The following is a 24243-nucleotide window of genomic DNA, read 5'->3' on the forward strand; positions in this document are numbered from 1 at the left end:
GGTCTCCCACTGTCAGTGGGAGGCCCCGGCCTCCAGTTGACTGACGACGCTGGTCACGGTGTCGGCTGGGATGGCGAAGCCGAGGCCGATGCTGCCGGAGTCCTCGCTCGGCGCGGCGATGGCCACGTTGATGCCGATGACGTTGCTGGCCGTGTCGACCAGCGCGCCACCGGAGTTGCCGTGGTTGATGGCGGCGTCGGTCTGCAGCAGCCCGGTCAGCTTCTCGCCGTCGGTGCCGACCTCCCGGTCGAGCGCGGACACGATGCCGGACGTGACGGTCCCCTCGAGGCCGAGCGGGGCCCCGAACGCGAGCACGGTGTCGCCGACGGCGACGCTGTCGTCGGTGCCGAAGGTGGCCGGGGTGAGGTCTCCCGCGCCGGACGCCCGGACCAGCGCCAGGTCGTGGCCGGGGTCGGTGGCCAGGACCTCGGCCGGCACGGTGCGGCCGTCGGCGAGCCGCACGCTCGCGGTGCCGCCGGACGCGACCACGTGGTTGTTGGTGACGATGAGGCCGTCCGCGGAGATCACGACGCCGGAGCCCAGCCCCGACCCCTCGGAGCTCTCCATCAGCACCGTCACGATGCTCGGCGACACCTTCGCGGCGACCGCCGCCAGGTCGTCGTTCGCGGCCACCGCCGGGACACCGGTCGCCGTCGTCCTGGCCGCGGCGGCCGGCCGGTCGGCGGCGTAGCGCTCGGCGATCGCGCCGCCGGCCGTGCCACCGCCGGCGATCAGGGCGAGGACGACCGCACCGCCGGCGACCCGCCGCGGCCAGCGCCGCGGGGTGCCCCGGTGGCTGACGGCGTTCGGCGGAAGCGGGGGGAACGGTGGCGCGGCGGCGGTGTGGTCCTGGGTGTACGGGGGCCTGGTCAGCAGATCGGTCATGACCCAACAGTGGCTCGCCGAATTGTCAGCTACCCGAGAGCCCTCTGTGAGTTCGCTGTACGACGTACTGGCGGAAGCGGTCCACGGCCCGGCCGGAGACGGCGCCGCCGTGGCCGAAGACGGCGTGCTCGAACTCGAGCTCGGCCAGGCGCGCGACGCTCTTCTCCTGCTGGGCGAGGTCGTCCGCGACCATCTTCGGCGAGCCGCCGATCCGCCCGCCCCGCCCGCCCCGCGCGGCGTCGCCGGCGAAGAGCACGCCGCCGGCCCGGTCCAGCAGGAAGGAGAGGTGCCCGGCCGTGTGGCCGGGGGTGTGCAGGGCGGTGAAGCCGGGCAGCGGCGAGGAGCCGTCGACACTGACGACGTCGTCGACGGCTACCGGCTCCGGCGTGCCCATCAGGCGGCTGGTCACCTTGACGATGGGGTGCCGGATGACGGCCTTGGCCTCCCCCGCGATGAACGGCGCGTCGGCCGCGTGCGCGACCACCCGGGCGCCGGAGCGGCGGCGCAGGTCGGCGACGTTGCCGGTGTGGTCGGCATGGTGGTGGGTGAGCAGCACGGTCCGCACATCGCCGATCTTGCGGCGGATGTCGTGCAGCGCCTGGTCCACCTTGGCGGACCTGCCGGGCAGCCCGGTGTCCACGAGCACCACACCGTCGTCGGTGACGACGAGGTGCATGTGCACGTACCCGATGCCCAGCTCGAAAACTCCGTCGACCACTTCGCGCATCCGGTGATCCTCCCATCCGCCCGGTGCGCCCGGACTTTCACCCGTGCGGGGGCCCTTTCCCCCGTCTGTGGGCGAGCCGCCGTTTCGCCGGTCCGCCCCGGCTAGGGTCTGGCCGCATGATGGCGCAGAGATGGCTGGTCGCGACGGCGCTGCTGGTCGCGTTGAGCGGATGCGGCGACGACACCCGGCCGGCGACCGTGCCCGCGCCGGCGACCAGCAGCGCGGTGCCGACACTCTCGGCACCGGCGCACGCCGCCGGCCGCACCGGACCGGCGCCGGCCGTCACGAGCGACCCGCGCCCCGCCAGGCCCGGCCCGTCTCCCAGCCGCCGGGCGGCCAAGCCGCCGCGGATCGTCGCGCTGGAGACCTCGGGATTCGTCGCCGCGGTGCAGAACCGGCTGCCCGAGCTGGCCGTCGACCACCGGGACGAGGAGATCGCCGAGATCGCCGGGCAGGCGTGCACATCCCTCGCCGCCGGCGAGGGCGCACGCACCATCGTGGCCGGTACAGAGCGGTTCGGCACCGACGAGGAGACCGCGCACAAGCTCATCAAGATGGCGATCGACAACGTCTGCCCGGACCAGGACCGCCGCCTCGAGGAGTTCTGACGGCCCGAAATATCTCCGGACGACTTTCGAAACTTCTTGGAAACTCCGGGGTTCGGTGATCAGACTGTGGCTTCCGGCGAGCCGAGGAGGTGGCCGCGGTGCCACGTTGCACCCTGGCGACGATCGCCCGCGAGGCGAACGTCTCCGTGCCGACCGTTTCCAAGGTCCTCAACGGACACAGCGACGTCGCCGCGCACACCCGCGCCATCATCGAACGGCTGCTCACCGAGCACGGTTATCAGCGGCCGCGGTCGCCGCGGCGCAGCAACCGCCGCGGCGAGTTCATCGACCTGGTCATCAACGACCTGGACAGCAACTGGGGCCTGGCGATACTGACCGGCGTCGAGCAGGTGGCCGAGGAGGCCGGGCTCACCCTGGCCGTCTCGGCGGTGCACAACCGGGCCAGCCTGACCCGGCGCTGGATGCAATCGCTGCTGTCCCGGGCGTCGCAGGGCGCCATCCTGGTCCTCTCCGATCTCGACGAGGCGCAGCGCGCCGAGCTGGCCCGGCGCACGCTGCCGTTCGTCCTGGTCGACGGGGTGTCCGCGCCGCCGCCGGACGTGCCGTCGGTCGGCGCGACCAACTTCGCCGGCGGGTTCGCGGCGACCGAGCACCTGATCGGCCTCGGCCACACCCGGATCGCGACGATCGGCGGCCCGGAGTCGCTGCTCTGCACCCGAGCCCGGGTGGCCGGCTACCGGTCCGCGCTCGAGGCCGCCGGCCTGCGCGCGCAGCGCGACCTGGTCCGCTACGCGCCGTTCCACCACGACGGCGGCCTGGACGCGGCCCGGCGGCTGTTCGCGCTGGCCGAACCGCCGACGGCGATCTTCGCGGGCAGCGACCACCTGGCCACCGGCGTCTACTCGGCCGCCCGGGCGCGCGGGCTGCGGATACCCGAGCAGTGCAGCGTGGTCGGCTTCGACGACCTGAACTTCACGCCCTGGATGGCGCCGGCGCTGACCACCGTGCGCCAGCCGCTGCGCGAGATGGGCGTCGCGGCCGCACGCATGCTGCTGCGGGTGATCAACGGCGAGCGGCTGGACAGCCACCGGATCGAGCTGGCGACCGCGCTGGTGATCAGGGAGAGCAGCGGTCCGCGGGCGCCGAGCTGAGCGCGCGCAGCGCCTCGAGGCCCGGCAGCAGGAAGTACTCGCCGCCGCGGCACGTCACCAGCGGCCCGGGCACGCTCACGTACGCCGGCGGCGACCCGGTCAGCAGAATCCGGGCGCCGGGCCCGCCGGCCGTGCTGAAGACGTCCTGCTCGGCGCCGCGCCCGAAGACGTTGCCGTCGCCGAGCCACTCGGTCTGCGCGAACTCGAACTGCCGGCCGAGGTCGCCGACGAGGGCGAGGAAGAGCAGCCCGCGCTCCTGCCCGTCGTCGCTCGCGCCCGGCGGCAGGTAGGGCCCGTACGGGATGCCGCGGCGCAGCATCAGGTGCCGGCGGGTGAGCTCGCGCCCGCCGGGCAGCGAGTCGCGGGGGTTGGTCCGCCGCACGTGCGAGCCGGCGGGGCACGGCGAGAGCATCGCGCCGTCGCGGCGGCGGCCGACCAGCCCCGCGGCGACGTCGTCCGCGCCGTCGGCGAACGGCCCGGCGGCGGCCTCGGTCATCGCCCGGAACGCGGGCACGTCCTGCTCGAGCTTGCGGTACACCAGGAAGCTGCCGTTGCGGATCAGCGCGGCCGGCAGGTCGCGCCCGGCGATGTCGCCGTCCACATCGGGCAGGCCGAGCACGAACTCGCCGGGCGGCAGCACCTCGCCGGAGCCGTCGCGGCCGTACCCCGCGATCCGCGGCTGGGACAGCCCGTCGGCGAAGCCGAAGTGTTCGATGAAGGTGCGGCCCGGGCCGGGCATCCGCCGGCCCCGCTGCTCGCCGACGACGCGCACGCCGCCGCCGTCGGTGGCGTCGCGCCGCAGCCGGCGCAGCCACGGGTCCAGCTCGGCGTCGCCGGTCGCCGACAGCAGCAGGACCACGTCGACCGCGCCGGCGCCGTCGAACGGCTCATGCCAGGGCCCGGTGCCGCGCCCCGGCGACAGCCTGTCCTCCCGGGCGTACATGCCCTCGCGGAACTCCTCGGGCAGCCGGGCGAGCTCCTCCTGCGGCACGCCGAGCCGGGACAGTCCGGAGTGGCTGATGCCGACGTGCAGGGCCCGGCCCGGCCGGCCGGGCAGGTCCGCGGCCGACGTGACCTCGGACGTCACCGCGCCGAGCCAGCGCCGCGCCGGCGGCCCGGACGTGATCCGCAGGTGGAGATGGGCCGCCACGGCGTGGTCGCCGTAGCCGCGCAGCACCAGCCCCTGCACGTCGGCCGGGTCGAGCCCGGCCGGCGGCGCCTCGGTGGCCGGCCGCGTCGCGGGCGGCCCGGCGGTGGCCGTGCGGAAGCGGCGCAACAGGGCGTCGTCGGAGACGTCGGAGGCGGTGGCGGCGAACGCGGCGAGCTGGCGGCGCAGCAGCACCGCGTCGCGGATCTCCGTCACGGTCCCGTCGGGCGCGCCGGCGAACGTGTAGTTCGCCCGCAGGGCGCGGCTCCGGAAGAAGCCGGCGAACGCCTCCTGCTCCGCCGCGTGCCCGGGGTAGCCGGTGCAGTCGCCCCAGATCGCGTCGGCGTCCGGGCCGAGCTCGCGCAGCACCCGGAAGAAGTCCGCCGGGTCGCCGTCGACCGTCGCGGTCATCATCAGGTACGGATGCGGCAGGTCGTCCGGGCGCGGGCCCCGCCCGAAGTGCGCGACCAGGTCGAGCAGCCGCGCACGCCGGCTCATCTTGGCCGGCCGCTCCTGGCGCACCGCGTGCTCGAGCACGATCAACCGGGCGAAGTGGACACCCGGCAGCCGGGCGAAGGGACTGTCCTTCTCGTACGCCCGCAGCCGCTCGCGCACCGCCCCGGCGCGACCGTCCGCGATGCGCGCGAACACGGTGACGGACCGGGTGCGGGTTCGCTGTCCGATGCTCATGATCCGGCCTCCCAGCTGTACAGGTCTTCCTGCGCCTCGTCGAGGAACCGGCGCCAGGCCTCCGGAAAGTCCTCCGGCGGGGAGTCGCCGACGTGGCGCTCGAACGCGTCACGGACCCGCAGCGCGGCGGCGATCTCGGTGACGCCGGAGTCCGGGTACGCGGAGTAGTAGTGGTCGACCGGCAGGTCGTTGGCGGCGATGTAGCGGCGGAACGGGTCCGGCGGCAGCGCGCCGGGGAACCCGTACGACCAGCCCCAGATCAGCGCCATCCGCCTGGGGATCCGGATCGAGAACGCGTCGATGTACTTGCTCCAGGCGCCGTTGAAGTCGCTGCGGAACAGCAGGTACGCGTACCGGGAGCGGCGCTGCTGTCCCGGGAACCGGGAGATCACCGACCAGTGTGCGAAGTGGATGAACGACAGCTGCCGCAGATCCTTCGGAGCGCCCATCAGGTGCCGCACGAAGAGCAGCCCGCGCAGCAGCCAGGTCCACCGGCGCGGCATCGGGCTGAGCACGGTCAGCGGCGTGCCGCGGCCGCCGACCGGGGCCAGATAGGAGCCGTCCCGCGGCTGGCCGACGGGCGGGGTACCGGTTGTCTCGATCATGATCATGACCCTTCGGGAAAGATCAGCTGCGCCGATTCGGTGCGGTAGCCTCGCGCTCCCGGGCACGGGAATACACTCGGCCGATGATGCTCGGACGGACCGCCGAACGTGCATTGATCGACGCTCTTCTGACAGGTGCGCGCGACGGTCGCAGCGACGCGTTGGTGATCACCGGCGAGCCCGGCATCGGCAAGACCACCCTGATCGGCTACGCGACCGAGCAGGCCGCCGGCATGCGGGTCCTCACCGCGCGCGGCTACGAGGACGAGTCGGAGATACCGTTCGCCGGCCTGGCCGACCTGTTGCGCCCGGTCCTCGACGGCCTGCCCGGGCTGCCCGGCCCGCAGGCCGCCGCGCTGCGCAGCGCGCTGGCGCTCGGCCCGCCGGTGGCCGGCGACCGGTTCACCGTGTGCGCCGCCACCGTCGGAATCCTGGCGGCCGCCGCCGAGACCTCCCCGCTGCTGATCGTCGTGGACGATCTGCAGTGGCTGGACGCCTCCTCCCGCGAGGCGGTGCTCTTCGCCGGCCGCCGCCTGCACGCAGACGGCATCGCGCTGCTGGTCGCGACGCGCAACCCGGCCGACGCCGTCGACCTGCGCGCGCAGCACGTCGCGCTGACCGGGCTCTCGATCGACGACGTCGACGAGCTGTGCCGCGCCACGGTGCCCGCCGCGCCGCCGGGCGCCGCCGCGCGGCTGCACGCCGCGACCGCCGGCAACCCGCTCGGCGTGATCGAGCTGAGCCGCGAGCGGGACGGACACCAGCAGGACGCCGGGGTGGCCGCGCCGTACGTGCCGCCGGGCTCGCGGATCGAGCGCGCGCTGCAGGCCCGCCTCGCCGAGCTCCCCGGCGAGACCCGCCGCGCCCTGGTGCTGGCCGCGGCCGCGGTCGGCGGCGACACCGGCATCCTGCTGCTCGCCGCGGAGGCGACCGGGCTGCACCTGCGCGACTTCGCGCCGGCCGAGACCCAGGACCTGATCACCATCGACGACCGGCGCACCGAGTTCCGGCACCCGCTGCTGCGCTCGGTGGTCTACCACGCCGCCACAATGGACGATCGCTGCGCCGCGCACAACGCCCTGGCGGCCGTGCTCGCCGACATACCCGGCGACGCGGCCGCCGACGCGCGCGCCTGGCACCTCGCCGCCGCAACGCTCTCCCCCGATGAAGACGTGGCAACGTTGCTGCAGGAGGCGGCGCTGCGGGCCAGCAGCCGCGCCGGGTATGTGGCGGCGGCCCGCGCGTTCGGGCAGGCCGCCCGGCTCAGCCGCGGCCCGGACCGGGCCCGCCGGCTGCTGCGCGCGGCGCGCTGCTGGCAGCTCGCCGGGCGCAACGATCAGGTGCTCCCCCTGCTCGACGAGGCGCTGCCGCTGACCACCGACCCGAGCCGGCGCGCCCTGATCCAGCACATGAGCGCCTACGTCCGGATGTGGCGCGAGCGCCCCGACGGCGTACTGGAATTCCTGGTCGCCAGCGCGGAGGCGGTGGAGGAGGCCGACCCCGGCCGGGCCGCGCTGATGTACACCGACGCCTGCATCCCGTACTTCATGGTCGGCGACATCGAGCAGCTCCAGGCCGTGGTCCGCCGCGGCCACGAGCTGGCCGCGCGGGCCGGCGGCGCGCCGCAGCTGGTCGCCGCGGTCGCGCTGGCCGGCGGCCTCACCCTGGCGGGCGAGCGCCGCGCGGCCGACGCGCTGCTGCGCCGCTGCCACCCCGACCTGATGCGGGCCGATCCCCTGGTACGCGCGCAGGACCTCTGCCACGCCGCGCTCACCTGGATCTGGCTGGAGGGCTTCGACGCCGCCGGCGAGCTGCTCGACCGCGTCATCGCCGCCGCCCGGCCCGCCGGCGCGCTCGGCGTGCTCCCGCAGGCCCTCGGCATCTACTCGGAGCTGCACTTCCGGGTCGGCAACTGGCACGACGCCCGGGCCGGCGCCGCGGAGAGCCTGCGCCTGGCCAGCGAGACCCGCCAGGCGGACCTCTACGGGCTGTTCTTCAGCGGCCGCCTCGACGCGGTGCAGGGCCGCGCCGACGACTGCCGCCGCCGGGTCGAGCGGACCGTCGCGGTCGCCGAGCGCCTCGGCGTCGACCTGATGGCGCTCTACACCGGTCACGAGCTGGGCCTGCTGGCGCTGAGCCAGGGCGAGGCGGGCGAGGCGATCACCCACCTGGAGGCCGTGCGCGCGCTGCCCGTCGCCGCGCACATCCGGGACCCGGCCGTGGTGCCGTGGGTCTTCGACCTGGTGGAGGCGTACATCCGGGACGGCCGGCCGGACGCCGCGCGGGAGCTGCTCGACGCGCAGCGGGACGGCCCGGGCGGCATGTGGGCCGACGCGGCCGCGGCCCGGTGCCGGGCGCTGCTGGCCGCCCCGGAGGACATGGCCGCGGCGTTCAAGACCGCCCTGGAGTCGCTGGGCTGCGCGCTGATGCCGTTCGAGCGGGCCCGCACCGAGCTCGCGTACGGCGAGCGGCTGCGCCGGCAGCGGCAGCGCGCGCAGGCCCGCAAGCACCTGCACGACGCCCTGGAGACCTTCACCCGGCTCGGCGCGCAGCCCTGGGCCGAGCGGGCCCGCACCGAGCTCAGCGCCACCGGCACGACGGTCCGCCGCTCCGCGGACGCGCTGCCCCAACTCACCCCGCAGGAGCTGCAGGTGGCGCTCGTGGTGGCCCGGGGCGCCACCAACCACGAGGCGGCGGCGACCCTGTTCCTCAGCCAGAAGACCATCGAGTACCACCTGAGCAACATCTACCGCAAAACCAACATCCGGTCCCGGACCGATCTCGCCGGCATCGCGGGCGCCGTCAAGGCCTGACACTTCTAGTGCCACGCGTGCGCCCCGAGGCCGTGGCCCTCGAGCGTGACCCGGAGCTTGCGCAGCGAGCGCATCCGGGTCGGCCCGATGCTACCGACCGGGATGCCCTTGCGGCGGGCGAAGTCGGCGTACGCGGGCGCGTCGTTGCCGCTCAGCGTCACCACCATCTCGCGGGCCGGCCCCGGCAGCGAGTTCACGTGCTGCCACAGCAGGTCGATCATCTGAGCGTCGACGGCGACGCGCTCCGGGTGCGGCGCACGCTCGTCGTCGAGCTGCTCGGCCCGCAGCTCCAGCCCCGGCACCTCGCGCCGCCCGGCCCGCATGTGCTTGAGGCACTCCCGCCGGGCGATCGTCGCCACCCACGAGGCGATCCGGTCCGGCTCCCGCACGTCGCCGAGGTGCTCGAACACCCGCAGCCAGGTGTTCTGCACGACGTCCTCGGCATCCGCGTCCGGCAGCCGGAAGGACCGCACGGTCCACCAGACCAGCCGCTCGAACTGCCGTACGAACTGGTCCGCCGCGTGCGTGTCGCCCGACTGCGCGTCGCGGATGGTCTCCCGGGTGCCGTCGTACTGGTCGATCGTCATGATCGCGCCTCCCTGCGATCCCGGCCCCGCTCACCCGTCGAGGGAGCCACCGGACCCGAATGACGTTAGGGATTCCGGACCCCCCTGAGATCCGGGCGACACCCTGGGGTTGACGGCAGGCCACCCTGGGCCCGGGGTGTCAGGATCTGGCGGCCCTGGCGCGGGCGCGGTAGGCGGCGACCGCGACCCGGTTGGCGCAGGCGGTGCCGCAGAAGCGGCGGGAGCGGTTGCGGGTCAGGTCGAGCACGAGGCCGTCGCAGTTCTCGACGGCGCAGACCGACAGGCGGGACATCTCGTCGCCGCGTACCAGATCGGCCATGGCCATCGCCGTTTCCACCACGACGCGCCGCACGAGGGGCTCGTCGGACGACACGGCGTGGAAGTGCCAGTCGAGGCCGTCGTGGCGGGCCAGCCAGGGCACCGCGCCCGCCTGCGCCAGCATCCGGTTGACCAGCTCGGCGGCGGCGTCGCGGTCCGCCGTGAGCAGTGACCGCAGCACCGGGCGGGTGGCGCGCAGCTCGTCCAGTTCCGCCGCGTCGCGGTCGCGGCGGCCCGTGTAGCGGTGCCGGGCGTACCAGGCGTCGACCCACTCCGTCGATGTGAGCGTGTCCGGCTCGGCGCCACTGTTGACCAACTCGACCGCCGCCTGCAGCGAGGCGGCTGTGTCATGGGCAATAACCACCTTGACACCTTACGCCGGTCTCCATAGCGTCATCATCTATGACCCAGTTAGCCAATGACAGGCCCGTGCTTGCGGCCGCGCCCGGCATCGGCGGCGGGTTGCTGCTCGCCATCGTCTCCGCGACCGGCTTCGGCCTCTCCGGCCCGCTCGCCGCCGGCCTGCTCGGCACCGGCTGGAGCCCCGGCGCGATCGTGCTCGGCCGGATGGCGCTCGCCGCCCTCGCGCTGGCGCCCTTCACCCTCGCCGCGCTGCGCGGCCGGTGGCACCTGCTGCGCCGCCAGGCCGGTCAGGTCCTGATGTACGGCACGCTCGCCGTCGCGGGCGCGCAGTTCTGCTACTTCTCCGCGGTCGCCACCATGGACGTCGCGCCCGCCCTGCTCATCGAGTACACGGCGCCCGCCGCCGTGGTCGCCTGGCTCTGGCTGCGGCGCGGGCAGCGGCCCAGCCCGCTGACCGTCGTCGGCGCGGTCGTCGCCGCGGCGGGCCTGGTGCTCGTGCTCGACCTGGCGTCGGGCGCCGACCTGGCCTGGTCGGGCGTCGCCTGGGCGCTGGGCGCGATGATCGGCGCGACGGCGTACTTCCTGATCTCGGCCGACACCGACACCGGCCTGCCGCCGCTGGCCCTGGCCGGCACCGGGCTCACGGTCGGCACGCTCGTGCTGCTGGCCTTCGCCGCGACCGGCCTGCTGCCGATGCACGCCTCGACGCTCGCACCGGAGTACTCGTTCGGCAGCCCGCCCTGGTGGGTGCCGGTGGTCCTGCTCGGCCTGGTCACCGCGGCCATGCCGTACGCGACCGGCATCGCCGCCAGCCGCCGGCTCGGCTCCCGGGTGGCGTCGTTCGTCGCCCTGCTCGAGGTGGTCGCCGCGGTCCTGTTCGCCTGGCTGCTGGTCGCCCAGCTGCCCGGACCGGCCCAGCTCGCCGGCGGCGTCCTGATCATCGGCGGGGTGGTGACGGTCCGCCTCGGCGACCGGGAGCTCAGCTGACCAGTTCCTTGCGGAACACCAGGAAGTCGCACGGCGTCGCCAGCCGCGGCACCAGGTCCGGGTACTCGTCGGCGAGGTCGCCCTTGCCGACCACCCGGTAGCCGATCCGGGTGTACCAGTCGTAGAGGAACTGCTTCACCGGGTGGGTCCAGGCCTGCGGGAACAACAGCTCCAGCCGCATGGTCTCGATGCCCTGTGCGCCGGCCCACCCCTCGGCGTACGCCATGAGGTCGCGCCCGACGCCGGCGCCGCGCCGCGCCGGGTGTGCCACCAGCATGCCGAGCTCGCCCTCGCCGGTCGGCAGGCGCCGCAGCCGCGCCACCCCGGCCAGCTCGTCGCCCGCCCGCGCCGCCACCAGCTCTCCGGCCGCGATGATCGAGGCGACCTGGGCCGGCGAGGTCCGCTCGGTGCCCTCGATCCAGAGGCCTTCCTCGGCCGCCGCGTAGACGACGTTGACCAGATCGGTGATCACGGCGACGCACTCGTCGTCGCCCGATCGGCTCGGCGGCAGGAACGAGATCCGAATGTTCGCGCTGTCCATGGGCCATGTTTCTAGCACGGGCGGCCGAAATAGATCTCCATTCACCGAACTGTTGCAAAGTGCGTTCCGCACTCCTGCCGCCAAATCGATCAATGCTCTCAACTGGGCAGACGTGCGGCCACCCAGGACGATAAGGACTCCTTCCGGTTCGTCCCCGCCATTCCGGAGGCGGCGACGGCGATGACCGCGGTGCGCGCGATGTGTACGGTGCGAACCGATCCATTCAGCTGACTCACAGTGAATAGGTGGCTGGACACGTGACTCCGAGTCCCCTGCGCGCCGACGATCCACGGCAACTCGGCGCGTACCGCCTCACCAGCCGGCTGGGAGCGGGCGGAATGGGGTCTGTCTATCTGGGTGAGTCGGCCGAGGGCCGACAGGTGGCGGTCAAGGTGATCCGCCCCGAGTTGTCGTCCGACCCGGGTTTCCGCGCCCGGTTTCGCAGCGAGGTCAAGCGGGCGCGTCAGGTGCCGCCGTTCTGCACCGCCGAAGTGCTCGACGCCGACGCCAACCACGCCACGCCGTACCTCGTCGTCGAGTATGTCGACGGGCCCAACCTCGCGGAGATCGTCCAGGAACGGGGTCCGCTGAGCGGGGGTGGCCTGCACAGCCTCGCCATCGGCGTAGCGACCGCGCTCGCCGCGATACACGATGCCGGCGTCATCCACCGTGATCTCAAGCCGGCCAACGTCCTGTTCTCGCTGGGCACCCCGAAGGTCATCGACTTCGGCATCGCGAAGGCCCTCGACACGACCAGCCGGCACACCGTGCCCGGGCAGGTACTGGGCACCATCGCCTACATGGGCCCGGAACGCTTCGACGCACGGCGGGCCGAGACCGCCGCACCGAGCACCGACGTCTTCGCCTGGGGCGCGGTCGTCACCTACGCCGCCACCGGCCACACCCCGTTCGCACCGGAGGCGCTGATCGCCACCGCGGCCGGCATCGCCCTGCCCACGCCGGACCTGTCCGCACTGCCCATGCCGCTACGCGACCTGGTGGCCGCGGCCCTGCGGGAGGATCCGGACGACCGGCCCACCGCTCACGAACTGCTCGAGCGGCTCCTCAAGGCGGGCGCGGCCGGCAACTCCGTCATCCGCGCCGGCCTCGAGAACCGGCCCGAACTGAAGCGTGCCGCCGCCGCGGTCCGGCGCACCGTCCGCCTGGACGACATCGCGGCGAGGATAGGTCGGCCGGGGGCCACCAAGACCACCCTCGTCCGGGCGGGCTCCGTCCGGACCCGGTGGATGCCACCGGGCGCCGTCGCCGCCGTCACGGCCCTCGCCCTCGTCGCCGGCCTCGTCGCCGATCCGCTCGCCCGGCGCGTGACGGACACGGGCGCACCCGCGCCGTCGCCGTCCGGGTCCGGCCCCGCGGGCGGGCGTGACGCCGCCACCGACGAACGCACCAGCCGCGGCGGCTCACGCGGCGGCTGCACCCTCGACGGCCCTCTCGAGGTCACGCCGCAGGCACCTCGGCCGTTCAGCTGCCCGGCGTCGCACACTCCCAGAGAGCAGACCATCCGCGCCCGCGTCCGGCTCGGCGCGCCGGGCGCCTGCGCCGCGATCTGGACCCACCAGGCCGACGAGAACGGCTACCGCATCACCATCTGTGCGGACCGGATCACGCTGGACCTCGAGGAGCGAGGCAGGGCCCGGACCCTCGCCTTCGGCGTGCTGGACCCGCCGGTGGAACCCACCGACTGGCACGAGATCGAGGTGCTGACGCCCGGGCCGGGAATCATGGTGAACCTCGATCACGAACAGGTGGTCAGCAAGCCCCGAACCCGCCCGCCTCTCGCCCGTGGCACCGTCGCCCTCGGGCTCGTGCCCGGCACACCGCCCTCAGGGCGTCCGGGGCGCACGCGGATCGAGTTCGCGAACGTATCCATCACCTCGGCACCGTGACCGGCCGGCCGGTGACGCCGGGCGCGACGGTCAGGGTGCCGGCCGCCGTGTCGATCGTGGCCTTCACACCGAGCGGGACGGTGAGCTGGCCGTTGCCGTGGCCGACGCGCAGCCCGCCGAGGACCGGCACGCCCAGGTCGCCGACCCGGTCCTGCACCGCGGTCGCCGCGTTCCACTCGCCGGAGTTCGCCGCGCTGGTGAACTGGCCGATCGCGATGCCGGCGATCCGGTCCAGCGCGCCCGCGCGCCGCAGCTGGGTGAGCATCCGGTCGTAGCTGTACGCCGCCTCGTCCACGTCCTCGAAGAGCAGTATCGCGCCGGCGAGGTCGGGGAGGTCGCGGGTGCCGACGGCGGTCTGGAGCATGGTCAGGTTGCCGCCGAGCAGCCGCCCGGTCGCCGTGCCGGGAACCAGCACCGCGGCGCTCGGCTCGGCCGGGTCGCGGGTCAGCACGACGGGCTCGGTGGTCATGATCGCCTTGCGCAGCGACTCGATCTCCACCGGGCCGGTCCGGGAGTCCGTCCAGTTGACCATCGGGCCGTAGAAGGTCACCAGCCGCGCGCCCTGCCAGAGGCGGCCCATCAGCGAGGTGAGGTCGCTGAAGCCGACGAAGACCCTCGGGTCCCGGCGCACCGCGGAGAGGTCCAGCCGGTCGACGACGCGCTGCGTGCCGTATCCGCCGCGGGCCGCGAAGACGCCGCGGACGGCCGGGTCGGCGAAGGCCGCGTTGAGGTCCGCCAGCCGGTCCTCGTCGGTGCCCGCCAGGTAGCCGTACCGGTCGTTGACGTGGGCACCGACCTCGACGACGAGGCCGAAACCCGTCAGGATCTCGATGCCGCGGGCGAGGCGGGTGTCCGGCGGATAGGCCGGGGCGATCACCCGTACCCGGTCGCCGGGGCGCAGCATCGGCGGCTTCACGGTCCGGCGGGGCGTGCCCTGCGCCGGGGCGGCACCGGCCACGAGAGTGCCGCCGGCGACGGCGGCCCCGAGCAGGGTGCGACGGGTCAGTCTCATCACCGCGACGTTGTCGCGCACCACCGCGGGAGTCAAGGGCATCGATGAGACGCGACACTCCGCTACGCCAGGGCGACGGTGAGCAGCAGCAGCCACTGCGGGTCGCGGAGGCGGTCGCCGTACAGCTCGCGCACCCGGGTCATGCGGTAGCGCACGGTCTGCGGGTGCACGAAGAGGGCCGCCGCCACCTCGTCGCGGCGCCCGTGGTGCAGCAGCCAGCCGCGCAGCGTCTCGGCGAGCTTGGCGGCCGTCGGGCCGCGCTCGCCGGCGAGCGGGGCGAGGGCCTTCTCCCGCAGGTCGGCCATGGCCTGCGGGTCGGCGTTGAGGACCAGCGCGACCAGGTGGTCCTCGGTGTCGACCGCGGCGGCGCCGTCGCCGGGCGCGAACCGGGCGGTGCGCACGGCCCGGGCCAGCGACTCCCGGACCCGCAGCCACGGCCGGGACGGGCCGACGACCGCGCCGCGGCCCGCCAGCAGCCGCATCAGGTGTGCCCGGGACACGCCGTGCGCGTCCGGCACGAGCAGCACGGACGTCTCCTCCGGGCCGCCCTCGGCCGCCTGCAGGGTGCGGGCGTCGAGCAGTTCCAGGGCCGCGCGCGCGGCGGGCTCGGGCACCAGCACCGCGGTCAGGGTCTGCGGCGGCACCCACTCGGCGCGTTCGGCGGCGACGGTGGCCACGTGCTCGGGCTCGCCGGCCAGCAGCGCCTGGGCGAGCAGCTCCAGGTGCCGGCGGCGGGCCCGGCCGGAGGTGGCCAGCTCGTCCGCGTGCCCGGCGACGCTGGCCGCCGACAGCTCGTCGATGTACGCGAAGACCAGCTCGGCGAAGTGCGCGATCGTCACGGAGTCCTCGCCGGCCCGGACGCTGATCGCGGCCAGCTCCCGCCAGGCCACCCGCGCGCCGAGCCGGTACGCGGCGAGCAGGGCGTCCAGGCTGCGGCCGTTGCGCGCCTCGCCCCGCCCGAGCGCGTACGCGGCCTCCAGCGCCGGAGTCAGCGGCGTGCCCGGCGCCGTGCGGGCCGGCCGGGAGACCAGGTTCAGGAACGTACCCAGTGCCGCCCGGACCGCCTTCTCGATCTGCGGGCCGAGCGTGCCGCTGAACGCCTCCGCGTAGGCCGGCACGCCCTGCGTGATCGCCTCGACCGTCTGGGCGGCGACGGCGGGAAGGGCATGTCTGAGAGGTGTGACCGCTTCCGCGGACAGCCGGAAGTACTGATCGTCGCTCACTCTGGCCTCCAATTGTTCGCTGCGAACAATAACGCGGACCCGATTCACGTAGATCGGGTCAGGCGATTACCCCGGAAACCCCGCACCCTTGTGGCATGGCGGTGACACAGACCCTGCGATCGGGCGCGTGGCGCGTCGTCGAACTGCTGACGACGCCCCTCGTGCCGGCCGACTACCTCGACGTGGTCGCGCCGCTGCGCAACGCCGGCGTGCTGCGCGCGCGGATCGTGGCCGTCCGGCCCGAGACCCGCGACAGCGTCACCCTGGTGCTGCGGCCCGGTCGCGGCTGGCGGCCGCACGAGCCCGGCCAGTACGTGCGGATCGGCGTCGACGTCGACGGCGTACGGCTGTGGCGCGCGTACTCCGTGACCTGCGCGCCCGGCGGGCTGTCGGTGACCGTCAACGCCGTCCGCGACGGCGCGGTCAGCAATCACCTGATCCGCAACGCCCGGGCCGGGATGATCGTGCACCTGGACCACCCGGCCGGCGACTTCACGCTGCCGGTCACCCGCCCCGGCCGGGTGCTGTTCGTGACCGCCGGCAGCGGCATCACCCCGGTCATGGGCATGCTGCGCAGCGCCCTGCACGAGCTGAGCGACGTGGTCGTCGTCCACTCGGCGCCGGAGCGCGACGCCGTCGTCTTCGGCGACGAGCTGCGCACCCTGGCCGCCGACGGCCGCATCCGGCTGATCGAGCGGCACACCCGTACCGGCGGCCGGATCACCCCGGCCGAGCTGGCCGAGCTGGTCCCCGACCTGTTCGAGCGGGAGACCTGGGCCTGCGGGCCGAACGAGATGCTGGACGACCTCGGCGCGCACTGGGCCGGCGCGGGCGCCGCGGAGCTGCTGCACGTCGAGCGCTTCCGGCCCACCGTGATCGCGGCCGGCGACGGCGGCAAGGTCACCTTCGGCCGGTCCGGGACCGTGGTGCAGGCCGCCGGCGACGTGCCGATCCTGGAGGCGGGCGAGGCGGCCGGCGTGCTGATGCCGTCCGGCTGCCGGATGGGCATCTGCTTCAGCTGCGTGCTGCCGATGACCGAGGGCGCCGTCCGCGACCTGCGCGACGGCTCGATCACCACCGCCGTCGAGGGCGACAACGTCCTGGTGCAGACCTGCGTCTCGGCCGCCGCCGGCCCCTGCCAGCTCGACGCCTGAGCCTGCCCCTCCCCCCGCTTCCGCACCCGAAGAAACCGAGGACCCCCGTGACCACGTTGCAGCGCAAGAGCGTCAGCCCGATCGCGCACCTGTCCGCCGACGACATCGAGGCGATCGGCCGCGAGCTCGACGCCATCCGGGACGAGATCGTGGCGAGCCGCGGTGAGAGCGACGCCGCGTACATCCGGCGCGTGATCAGCGTGCAGCGGCGCCTCGAGCTGGGCAGCCGCGCGGTCCTGCTCTTCTCGCTGTTCCCGCCGGCCTGGCTGCTCGGCACGGCGGGCCTGTCGGTCGCCAAGATCCTCGAGAACATGGAGATCGGGCACAACGTCATGCACGGCCAGTGGGACTGGATGCGGGACCCGAAGATCCACTCGACCACCTGGGAGTGGGACAACGCGTCGCCGGCCGAGCAGTGGAAGCACTCGCACAACGAGCTGCACCACACCTACACCAACGTGGTCGGCAAGGACAACGACCTCGGCTACGGCATCATGCGCGTCGACGAGCAGCAGCCCTGGCACCCGGTCTACCTGGGACAGCCACTGTGGAACTTCGTCAACGCCTGCTTCTTCGAGTACGGCATCGCCGCGTACGACCTGGAGCTGGGCCGCAACCTGAAGAGCAAGAAGCGGCGCCGGTCGCCGGAGTTCCGGGCCCGACTCAAGCAGGTCCGCCGCAAGATCGGCAAGCAGATGCTGAAGGACTACGTCGTGCACCCGGCGCTGTCCATCGTGACCGGCTCGTTCCTGCACACCCTCGCCGCCAACGCCGTCGCCAACCTGGTCCGCAACCTCTGGACCCACTCGGTGATCATGTGTGGCCACTTCCCCAAGGGCGTGGAGACGTTCGAGCGCAACTCGATCGAGGGCGAGACCCGCGGCGAGTGGTACCTGCGGCAGATGCTCGGCTCGGCCAACATCGACGGCAACCGCGTCATGCACATCATGACCGGCAACCTGTCGTACCAGATCGAGCACCACCTCTTCCCGGACCTGCCGAGCAACCGCTACCAGGAGATCGCGCCGAAGATCCGCGACCTGTTCGAACGCTACGAGCTCAACTACGTCACCGGCCCGATGCCCAAGCAGGTCGCCTCGGCCTGGGCCAAGGTCTTCCGGCTCTCGCTGCCCAACCGCGGCGCCGCCAAGATCGCCGCGGCCGCGCCCCGGCCGGTCACCGGCCGCAAGCAGCAGCCCGCGACCCGCTGGAAGCGCCCGGCGACGGACTCGACCCCGGCGCCGGTCGGCTCCTGACCCCCGCACCGCTTACGCTGGTGTGGTGGCAGAGGTGGTGCGCAACTGGGCCGGCAACATCACGTTCGGCGCGAGCCGGGTGCACCGGGAGCTGACCGTGCCCCGGCTGCGGGAACTGGTCGCCGCCGGCGGGCCGCTGCGGGTCCTGGGCAGCGGACACTCCTTCAACCGGATGGCCGACACCACCGGCGACCTGGTCAGCCTCGACGGCCTGCCGCGGGTCGTGGAGATCGCGGCGGACCGCCGCAGCGTCCGGGTCGACGGCGGCATCCGGTACGGCGAGCTCGCCGTGCGGCTGCACGCGGAGGGCCTGGCGCTGCACAACATGGCGTCGCTGCCGCACATCTCGGTCGCCGGTGCGGTCGCCACCGCCACGCACGGATCGGGCGTGCGCCACGGCAACCTGGCCACCGCCGTCTCGGCCCTGGAGCTGATCCGCGGCGACGGCGAGCTGGTGACGCTGCGCCGCGGCGACGAGGGCTTCGACGGCGCCGTGGTCGGCCTCGGCGCGCTCGGCGTGGTCACGGCGCTGACCCTCGACGTGGTGCCGGCGTTCGAAATACGCCAGTACGTCTACGACGACCTGCCCCGCGCCCGCCTGGACACGGACCTGCCGGAGATCCTCGGCGCCGGCTACAGCGTCAGCCTGTTCACCGACTGGTCGGGGCCGGACATCAACCACGCCTGGCTCAAGCGCACCGAGCCGATGCCGGACGGCCCGTGGTTCGGCGCCCGGCCCGCCGACGGCCCGCGCCATCCGGTGCCGGGCGTGCCGGCGGACAACAGCACCGAGCAGTTCGGCGTGCCCGGGCCGTGGCACGCCCGGCTGCCGCACTTCCGGATGGAGTTCAGCCCGAGCACCGGCGCGGAGCTGCAGTCGGAGTGGATGGTCCCGCGCGAGCGGGCGCTGGAGGCGATCGACGCCGTCGCCTCGCTGCGGGAGGCGGTCGCGCCGGTCCTGCAGGTCAACGAGATCCGCACGGTGGCGGCCGACGACCTGTGGCTGAGCATGAACTACCACCGCGACAGCCTGGGCCTGCACTTCACCTGGATCGCCGACACCGCCGCGGTCCTGCCGGTCGTCTCGGCGCTGGAGGAGCGGCTCACGCCGCTGTCGGCCCGGCCGCACTGGGGCAAGGTCTTCACCCTCGACCCGGCCGTCGTGCGGTCCCGGTACGAGCGCTTCGACGACTTCCGCGCGCTGGTCGCCGAGTACGACCCGGCCGGCACGTTCCGCAACGCCTGGCTGGACGAGATCCTGGGCCCCCGATGAAGGCCCGGGTCGAGGACGTGCACGAGCTGGCCTCGGCCATGCCGCACGTCACCGTCGAGTACGGCTCCGGCGACAACCCGGTCTACCAGGTGGGCCGCAAGTCGTTCGTCTTCTTCCGCAACCCGCGGCCGGACGCGGTCGACCCCGCCACCGGGGAGCGCTACCCGGACGTCATCGTCTTCTGGGTGCCGTCGGATGCCGACAAGCAGGCCCTCGTCCAGGATCCGTCGTCGCCGTTCTTCACCACCGCGCACTTCAACGGGCACCTGTCCGTGCTGCTGCGGGCCGCCCGCGTCGGCGAGCTGAGCCGCGCCGAGCTGGCCGAGGTGATCCAGGACGCCTGGCTGTCCCGGGCATCGGCCCGCCGGGCGGCGGCCTGGCTGAGCGCCAACCCGCCGCCGGCGTGATCGATCAGGTGGTCACCTCGAGCGTGCGGGCCGCGACCAGGGTGTCGCCGTCGAAGCCCTCGAGCCGGATCACCGCCGGCCCGTCGGCGGGCAGCGGCACCTGCACCGTCGGCTTGGCGTCGGTGAGCGGGACCGACTTCACCGGCCGCTGGTTCACGTAGACGTCGACGCTGGTCAGCGCCTCGGTGGTCAGCGAGAGCGCCACGCCGGCCGGGGTGCGCGCGCCCGCGTCCGCGTCGAGGCGCCGCGGCGTGCCGGCGGCCAGGATCGCGCCGGCCCGGGCCAGCAGGTCCGCGTTGCCCTCCAGCAGGTCCCGGCTGGTCATCCGGTGCAGCTCGTCCGGGCGTACGCCGAGGTCCTCGACCGGCTCGCCGCTACGCTTGCCGACGCGCAGGCAGCGGCGCAGCGCCACCCGGAACTGCGCGCTCGCGGGCAGCCGGCGGAACGGGCCGCCGCGCCAGCCGTCCACCAGGTTCTGCTGGGTCCACACGTTCGCGCCGCCGGCGCCGGTCGCCTCGTCGATGCCGAGCACCGTGCCGATCTCGTGGTCCTGGAAGCCGGCCGAGAAGATGTCCGTCGCGCTGTAGCAGAGGGCGTCGGTGATCAGCACCACCGGGCCGTGGTAGACCTGCCCGACGCTGTTCACCACCTCGGCCGGGTACAGCGGCACCGCGCTGGAGTACTGCGCGCCGGTCTCGACGGCCTGGTCGACCGAGGCGCGCCAGTCGGCGAGGTCGTCGACGCTCGCGCAGAGCTGCCGGGTCGCGTCCGTGCTGATCAGCTGCATCGGCTCGGGCTGGATCCGGCGCGGGGTGAGGAACTGGAGCAGGAACTCCGCGGCGACGACGTAGCCGCCGCCGTTGCCGCGCACGTCCAGGATCAGGCCGTTCTTCGGCAGCACGTCCAGCAGCCGGATCACCTCGTTCAGGAACGCCTCGATGCCCTGGTCCCGCATGTGGAACGTGAAGATCCGCAGGTGCCCGAAGGTGCCGGCGGGCGTGGAGACGACCCGGGCCCGCAGCTCGTCGGGGCGCGTGGTCGGGATCTCGCCCGCGGCGAGCTGTTCGGCGGTCGGCTGCGGCACCTCGCCGGCCTGCTCGGCGACCCGGCGCTCCTCGTCCACCGCGGCCGGCACGAAGAGCTGCTTCTTCGCCTGCCGGACCACCTCGGTGCGCAGGTCGAGCCCGACCAGGTGCGCGGACGGGACACTCAGCCCGGCGAACGGGCCGTTGTCGGGCAGCGGCCCGTTGAGGTCGGCGCTGGTGTCGAAGACCCGCCAGTGCAGCCGGGTCTCGTGCGCGGTGCCGCCGACCAGGTAGCGCAGGTCGACCCAGTCCTCGTCCGGCAGCGCGGAGAGCGCCAGCGTGCGCAGCGTCATGCTCTCCAGCCCGCGGGCGAGCCGGGCGTCGGCGTTGCTGCCGGCCTCGCGGTCGGCGTTGCGGGCCAGCGCGAGCGCGATCGGCGCGCCGTTCCAGTGCGTGATCTCGGCGCCGTCCACCAGCTGCGGGTCGCCGGTGAGGTGCGGGAACGTCTTGGACACCAGGAAGCCCGGCCTGCCGTCGCGCCAGAACTGCTCGATCAGCACCCCGAGGAACGCGAACGGGCCCTGGTACGGCCGGGGCAGCACGTAGTTGGTGTGCAGGTCGCGCAGCTCGATGAAGATCCGCAGCAGCTCGGCGTGGAACTGCGCGTCGCTCAGCCGGTTCAGCCGGTGGCGCAGCAGCCGGAGCCGCTGTGAGGGCTCGATCGCGTACATGGCGCGCTTGTGCAGCAGGTGTACGTACACGGTGTCGATGAGCAGGGCGGCCTGGTCGAGCAGGAGCTGCCGGTCGGCGGCGGTCAGCGCCGCCTGCTCGGTTGCCTGCCGGAACTGCGGCATCGTCCGCACCGCGCCCAGGCCGTGGTCGGCCTCCAGCTTGACTTCTGCCATGATCGACATAGCGCACCTCCGTAGCGACTGTGCGTGACGGTACGAGCCGGCGCTTTACCACACGAGACACCTGTCGGGCCTATGACTGGAGAATGCGCCGTTAGTGTGAGGCGACGTGCCCGAACGCGAAACGGCGGTGTCCAACGGTGTCCAACATCCTCTCGCAGCGTGATCTCGAGTTTCTGCTCTACGAGTGGCTCGACGTCGAGTCGCTGACCGCGCGACCACGCTTCGCCGAGCACTCCCGGGAGACGTTCGACGCGTTCCTGCAGGTCTCGGCGCAGATCGCCGAGCGCGAGTTCGCCACGCACAACAAGCGCGGCGACGTCTTGGAGCCGCGCTTCGAAGACGGCCGGGCGCACGTGATCCCCGAGGTGAAGGCGGCGCTGACCGCCTTCAATGAGTCCGGCCTGCTGGCCGGCGGGCTGGACGCCGAGGACGGCGGGCTGCAGCTGCCGCACGTCGTGCACCGGGCCTGCTTCGCCTGGTTCCAGGCCGCGAACATCGCCACCTCCGCCTACCCGATGCTGACCATGGGTAACGCGAACCTGCTGCGCACGTACGCGGCGCCGGAGCACGTGGCGCGGTTCGTCGGCCCGATGGTCGAGGGCCGGTTCACCGGCACCATGTGCCTGTCCGAGCCGCAGGCCGGCTCGTCGCTCAGCGACGTCACCACCCGCGCGGTGCCCGCCGGCGACGGCACGTACCGGGTCACCGGCAGCAAGATGTGGATCTCCGGCGGGGACCACGAGCTGAGCGAGACGATCGTGCACCTGGTGCTGGCCCGCGCCGCCGGCGCGCCGCCCGGCGTCAAGGGCCTGTCGCTGTTCATCGTGCCCAAGCACGTCGTCGGCCCCGACGGCGTGCCCGGGCGGCGCAACGGCGTCGAGCTGGTCGGGCTGAACCACAAGATGGGCTTCCGCGGCACGACCAACGCCGCGCTGTCGTTCACCGACAGCGAGGGCTTCCTGGTCGGCGAGGAGGGCCGGGGCCTCGCCTACATGTTCCAGATGATGAACGCGGCGCGGATCGGCGTCGGCGCCGGCGCGGTCGCCCTCGGCTACACCGGCTACCTGCACGCGCTCGCCTACGCCCGGGAGCGGGTGCAGGGCCGGCCGGTGGCCGGCAAGGACCCGGCCGCGCCGCCCGTGCCGATCATCCGGCACCCGGACGTGCGCCGGATGCTCCTGGCGTCCAAGACCTACGTCGAGGGCGGCCTGGCCCTCATCCTGTACGCCGCCAAGCTCGTCGACGAGCAGGAGACCGGGAACGCCGCCGAGGCCGCGCTGCTGCTGGACGTGCTGACGCCGATCGTGAAGGCCTGGCCGTCGCGGTGGTGCCTGAAGGCCAACGACCACGCCATCCAGGTGCACGGCGGCTACGGATACACCCGCGAGTACCCGGTCGAGCAGTTCTACCGCGACAACCGGCTCAACCCGATCCACGAGGGCACCGACGGCATCCAGGGCCTGGACCTGCTGGGCCGCAAGGTGACCATGCGCGACGGCGCGGGCCTGACCCTGCTGGTCGGCAAGATCCGCGAGGCCGCGGGCCGCGCGCCGGACGAGCTCGGGTGGATGGCGGAGCGGCTCGAGGCCGGCTGCGCGCGCCTCGTCGAGGTCACCGGCAAGCTCTGGTCGGACGCGGACCCGACCACCGCGCTGGCCAACTCGACCGCGTACCTGAACGCGGCCGGCCACCTGGTCGTCGCGTGGATGTGGCTGGAGCAGGCGACCGCGGCGGCCGGCCGGGACGGTGCCTTCTACGACGGCAAGCGCCTCGCGGCCCGCTACTTCTTCGCCCACGAGCTGCCCCGGACCACCACCTGGTTCGACCTGCTGGAGAGCCGGGACACCCTGCTCGCCGACCTGGACGACGCGTGTCTGTAGGCGTCCGCTTCCGCTTTCTCGACTCGCCCCTCCCGCTGGCGTTCGCGCACCGCGGCGGCGCGGCCGAGGGCGACGAGAACACCGCCGAGGCGTTCGGCCGGGCGGTCGCGCTGGGCTACCGGTACGTGGAGACCGACGTGCACGCGACCGCCGACGGCGTGCCCGTGGTGTTCCACGACCCGTCGCTGCGGCGCCTGACCGGCACCGCGGGCCGGGTGGCCGACCTGCGCTGGGCCGACCTGGCCACGCTGCGGGTCGGCGGCGCGGGCGCGGTGCCCCGCCTCGACGACGTGCTCGCCGCCTGGCCGCAGGTCCGGTTCAACATCGACGTCAAGGCCGACGACGCGGCCGGCCCGACCGTGGCGGCGGTGACCCGGGCGGGCGCCGGCGACCGGGTCCTGCTGGCCTCGTTCAGCGACGCGCGGCTGGCCCGGGTCCGCGCCCTGGCGGGGCCCGGGATCGCGACGTCGCTCGGGCAGCGCGAGGTGCTGCGCCTGCGCATCTCCTCGCTGGCCGGCACGCGGCTGCGGCTGCCGGCGTCGGCGGCCGCGGCGCAGGTGCCGGTCAAGGTCGGCCCGGTGACCGTCGTCGACCGCCGGTTCGTGGCCCGGGCACACCGGCTGGGCCTGCAGGTGCACGTGTGGACGATCGACGACCCGGCCGAGATGCACCGGCTGCTCGACCTCGGCGTCGACGGCGTCATGACCGACCGCATCGACGTCCTTCGCGACGTGTACGCCGCCCGGGGCGTCTGGCCGCCGGAGTAACCGGGCATTGACGACGCGTGACACATCGATGATAATCGACGC

At 73.8% G+C, this 24243-nt stretch carries 21 protein-coding genes; 11 read left to right on the top strand and 10 right to left on the bottom strand.

The window, feature by feature from the left end; translation table 11 throughout:
- Positions 1 to 12: 12 nt before the first annotated feature.
- The gene (locus tag ACIBSW_RS07480; protein ID WP_354724716.1) at positions 13 to 885 is read right to left on the bottom strand and encodes a trypsin-like peptidase domain-containing protein; all 873 of its coding nucleotides are present in this window, start codon (positions 883 to 885) and stop codon (positions 13 to 15) included.
- Positions 886 to 910: 25 nt separating this feature from the next.
- Entirely contained in the window at positions 911 to 1612 is a 702-nt protein-coding gene (locus tag ACIBSW_RS07485; RefSeq protein WP_354724714.1) for an MBL fold metallo-hydrolase, read from the bottom strand.
- Between the two features lie 116 nt (positions 1613 to 1728).
- On the opposite strand from ACIBSW_RS07485, the gene ACIBSW_RS07490 reads away from it, so the two are divergent.
- Together ACIBSW_RS07490 and ACIBSW_RS07495 are read left to right on the top strand one after the other, a co-directional pair.
- The gene (locus tag ACIBSW_RS07490) at positions 1729 to 2220 is read left to right on the top strand and encodes a DUF732 domain-containing protein (RefSeq protein ID WP_354724712.1); all 492 of its coding nucleotides are present in this window, start codon (positions 1729 to 1731) and stop codon (positions 2218 to 2220) included.
- Between the two features lie 98 nt (positions 2221 to 2318).
- Complete coding sequence (locus ACIBSW_RS07495; protein ID WP_354724710.1) at positions 2319 to 3332, top strand: LacI family DNA-binding transcriptional regulator; 1014 nt, start codon at positions 2319 to 2321, stop codon at positions 3330 to 3332.
- Here ACIBSW_RS07495 and ACIBSW_RS07500 read toward each other — a convergent pair.
- Together ACIBSW_RS07500 and ACIBSW_RS07505 are read right to left on the bottom strand one after the other, a co-directional pair.
- Positions 3298 to 5169: a hypothetical protein gene (locus tag ACIBSW_RS07500; RefSeq protein ID WP_354724708.1), complete on the bottom strand. Its 1872-nt coding sequence runs from the start codon at positions 5167 to 5169 to the stop codon at positions 3298 to 3300. The two genes, ACIBSW_RS07495 and ACIBSW_RS07500, sit on opposite strands and share 35 nt — an antisense overlap.
- On the bottom strand, positions 5166 to 5774 hold the full coding sequence (locus tag ACIBSW_RS07505) for a hypothetical protein (protein ID WP_354724706.1): 609 nt from the start codon (positions 5772 to 5774) through the stop codon (positions 5166 to 5168). Before ACIBSW_RS07505 ends, ACIBSW_RS07500 begins: the two co-directional genes overlap by 4 nt.
- A gap of 83 nt (positions 5775 to 5857) precedes the next feature.
- Here ACIBSW_RS07505 and ACIBSW_RS07510 point away from each other — a divergent pair, with 83 nt between their 5' ends.
- Positions 5858 to 8587, top strand: coding sequence for an AAA family ATPase (locus ACIBSW_RS07510; RefSeq protein WP_354724704.1), 2730 nt, complete (start codon positions 5858 to 5860; stop codon positions 8585 to 8587).
- Between the two features lie 5 nt (positions 8588 to 8592).
- On the opposite strand, the gene ACIBSW_RS07515 is transcribed toward ACIBSW_RS07510, so the two are convergent.
- Both ACIBSW_RS07515 and ACIBSW_RS07520 read right to left on the bottom strand, forming a co-directional pair.
- Positions 8593 to 9174, bottom strand: a complete 582-nt coding sequence (locus ACIBSW_RS07515) for a sigma-70 family RNA polymerase sigma factor (RefSeq protein ID WP_354724702.1) — start codon at positions 9172 to 9174, stop codon at positions 8593 to 8595.
- A gap of 139 nt (positions 9175 to 9313) precedes the next feature.
- Positions 9314 to 9856, bottom strand: a complete 543-nt coding sequence (locus ACIBSW_RS07520; protein ID WP_354724700.1) for a CGNR zinc finger domain-containing protein — start codon at positions 9854 to 9856, stop codon at positions 9314 to 9316.
- Between the two features lie 65 nt (positions 9857 to 9921).
- Between ACIBSW_RS07520 and ACIBSW_RS07525 the strand changes: the two genes are divergently transcribed.
- Complete coding sequence (locus ACIBSW_RS07525) at positions 9922 to 10842, top strand: EamA family transporter (protein WP_404799263.1); 921 nt, start codon at positions 9922 to 9924, stop codon at positions 10840 to 10842.
- On the opposite strand, the gene ACIBSW_RS07530 is transcribed toward ACIBSW_RS07525, so the two are convergent.
- On the bottom strand, positions 10835 to 11383 hold the full coding sequence (locus tag ACIBSW_RS07530; protein ID WP_354724696.1) for a GNAT family N-acetyltransferase: 549 nt from the start codon (positions 11381 to 11383) through the stop codon (positions 10835 to 10837). The genes ACIBSW_RS07525 and ACIBSW_RS07530 overlap by 8 nt on opposite strands.
- A gap of 257 nt (positions 11384 to 11640) precedes the next feature.
- Between ACIBSW_RS07530 and ACIBSW_RS07535 the strand changes: the two genes are divergently transcribed.
- Positions 11641 to 13290 (top strand): serine/threonine-protein kinase, encoded by a 1650-nt coding sequence (locus tag ACIBSW_RS07535; protein WP_354724694.1) that lies wholly within the window; start codon positions 11641 to 11643, stop codon positions 13288 to 13290.
- On the opposite strand, the gene ACIBSW_RS07540 is transcribed toward ACIBSW_RS07535, so the two are convergent.
- Together ACIBSW_RS07540 and ACIBSW_RS07545 are read right to left on the bottom strand one after the other, a co-directional pair.
- Positions 13274 to 14194, bottom strand: a complete 921-nt coding sequence (locus ACIBSW_RS07540; RefSeq protein ID WP_354724746.1) for an LD-carboxypeptidase — start codon at positions 14192 to 14194, stop codon at positions 13274 to 13276. The two genes, ACIBSW_RS07535 and ACIBSW_RS07540, sit on opposite strands and share 17 nt — an antisense overlap.
- 170 nt (positions 14195 to 14364) lie before the next feature.
- A complete protein-coding gene (locus ACIBSW_RS07545; protein WP_354724692.1) occupies positions 14365 to 15525 on the bottom strand; it encodes a helix-turn-helix domain-containing protein in 1161 nt (386 codons plus the stop codon).
- Positions 15526 to 15620: 95 nt separating this feature from the next.
- On the opposite strand from ACIBSW_RS07545, the gene ACIBSW_RS07550 reads away from it, so the two are divergent.
- From ACIBSW_RS07550 to ACIBSW_RS07565, 4 genes are read left to right on the top strand one after another with little or no spacing between them, the layout of a single operon-like run.
- The gene (locus tag ACIBSW_RS07550; RefSeq protein ID WP_354724690.1) at positions 15621 to 16679 is read left to right on the top strand and encodes a ferredoxin reductase; all 1059 of its coding nucleotides are present in this window, start codon (positions 15621 to 15623) and stop codon (positions 16677 to 16679) included.
- A gap of 47 nt (positions 16680 to 16726) precedes the next feature.
- Positions 16727 to 17935 (top strand): acyl-CoA desaturase, encoded by a 1209-nt coding sequence (locus ACIBSW_RS07555; RefSeq protein WP_354724688.1) that lies wholly within the window; start codon positions 16727 to 16729, stop codon positions 17933 to 17935.
- 25 nt (positions 17936 to 17960) lie between these two features.
- Entirely contained in the window at positions 17961 to 19208 is a 1248-nt protein-coding gene (locus ACIBSW_RS07560) for a D-arabinono-1,4-lactone oxidase (protein WP_354724686.1), read from the top strand.
- The gene (locus ACIBSW_RS07565; protein WP_354724684.1) at positions 19205 to 19615 is read left to right on the top strand and encodes an MmcQ/YjbR family DNA-binding protein; all 411 of its coding nucleotides are present in this window, start codon (positions 19205 to 19207) and stop codon (positions 19613 to 19615) included. Before ACIBSW_RS07560 ends, ACIBSW_RS07565 begins: the two co-directional genes overlap by 4 nt.
- A 4-nt stretch (positions 19616 to 19619) precedes the next feature.
- Here ACIBSW_RS07565 and ACIBSW_RS07570 read toward each other — a convergent pair whose 3' ends face one another.
- A complete protein-coding gene (locus ACIBSW_RS07570; protein WP_354724682.1) occupies positions 19620 to 21545 on the bottom strand; it encodes a S41 family peptidase in 1926 nt (641 codons plus the stop codon).
- Between the two features lie 146 nt (positions 21546 to 21691).
- Here ACIBSW_RS07570 and ACIBSW_RS07575 point away from each other — a divergent pair, with 146 nt between their 5' ends.
- Positions 21692 to 23434 carry an acyl-CoA dehydrogenase gene (locus tag ACIBSW_RS07575; protein ID WP_354724680.1) on the top strand — a complete coding sequence of 581 codons (1743 nt, stop codon included), beginning with the start codon at positions 21692 to 21694 and terminating at the stop codon, positions 23432 to 23434.
- Positions 23425 to 24201 (top strand): glycerophosphodiester phosphodiesterase, encoded by a 777-nt coding sequence (locus ACIBSW_RS07580; RefSeq protein WP_354724678.1) that lies wholly within the window; start codon positions 23425 to 23427, stop codon positions 24199 to 24201. The genes ACIBSW_RS07575 and ACIBSW_RS07580 overlap by 10 nt, the downstream gene beginning before the upstream one ends.
- Positions 24202 to 24243: the final 42 nt, after the last annotated feature.

It is taken from the genome of Actinoplanes sp. NPDC049668, from assembly GCF_044465445.1.
Classification (GTDB): domain Bacteria; phylum Actinomycetota; class Actinomycetes; order Mycobacteriales; family Micromonosporaceae; genus Actinoplanes.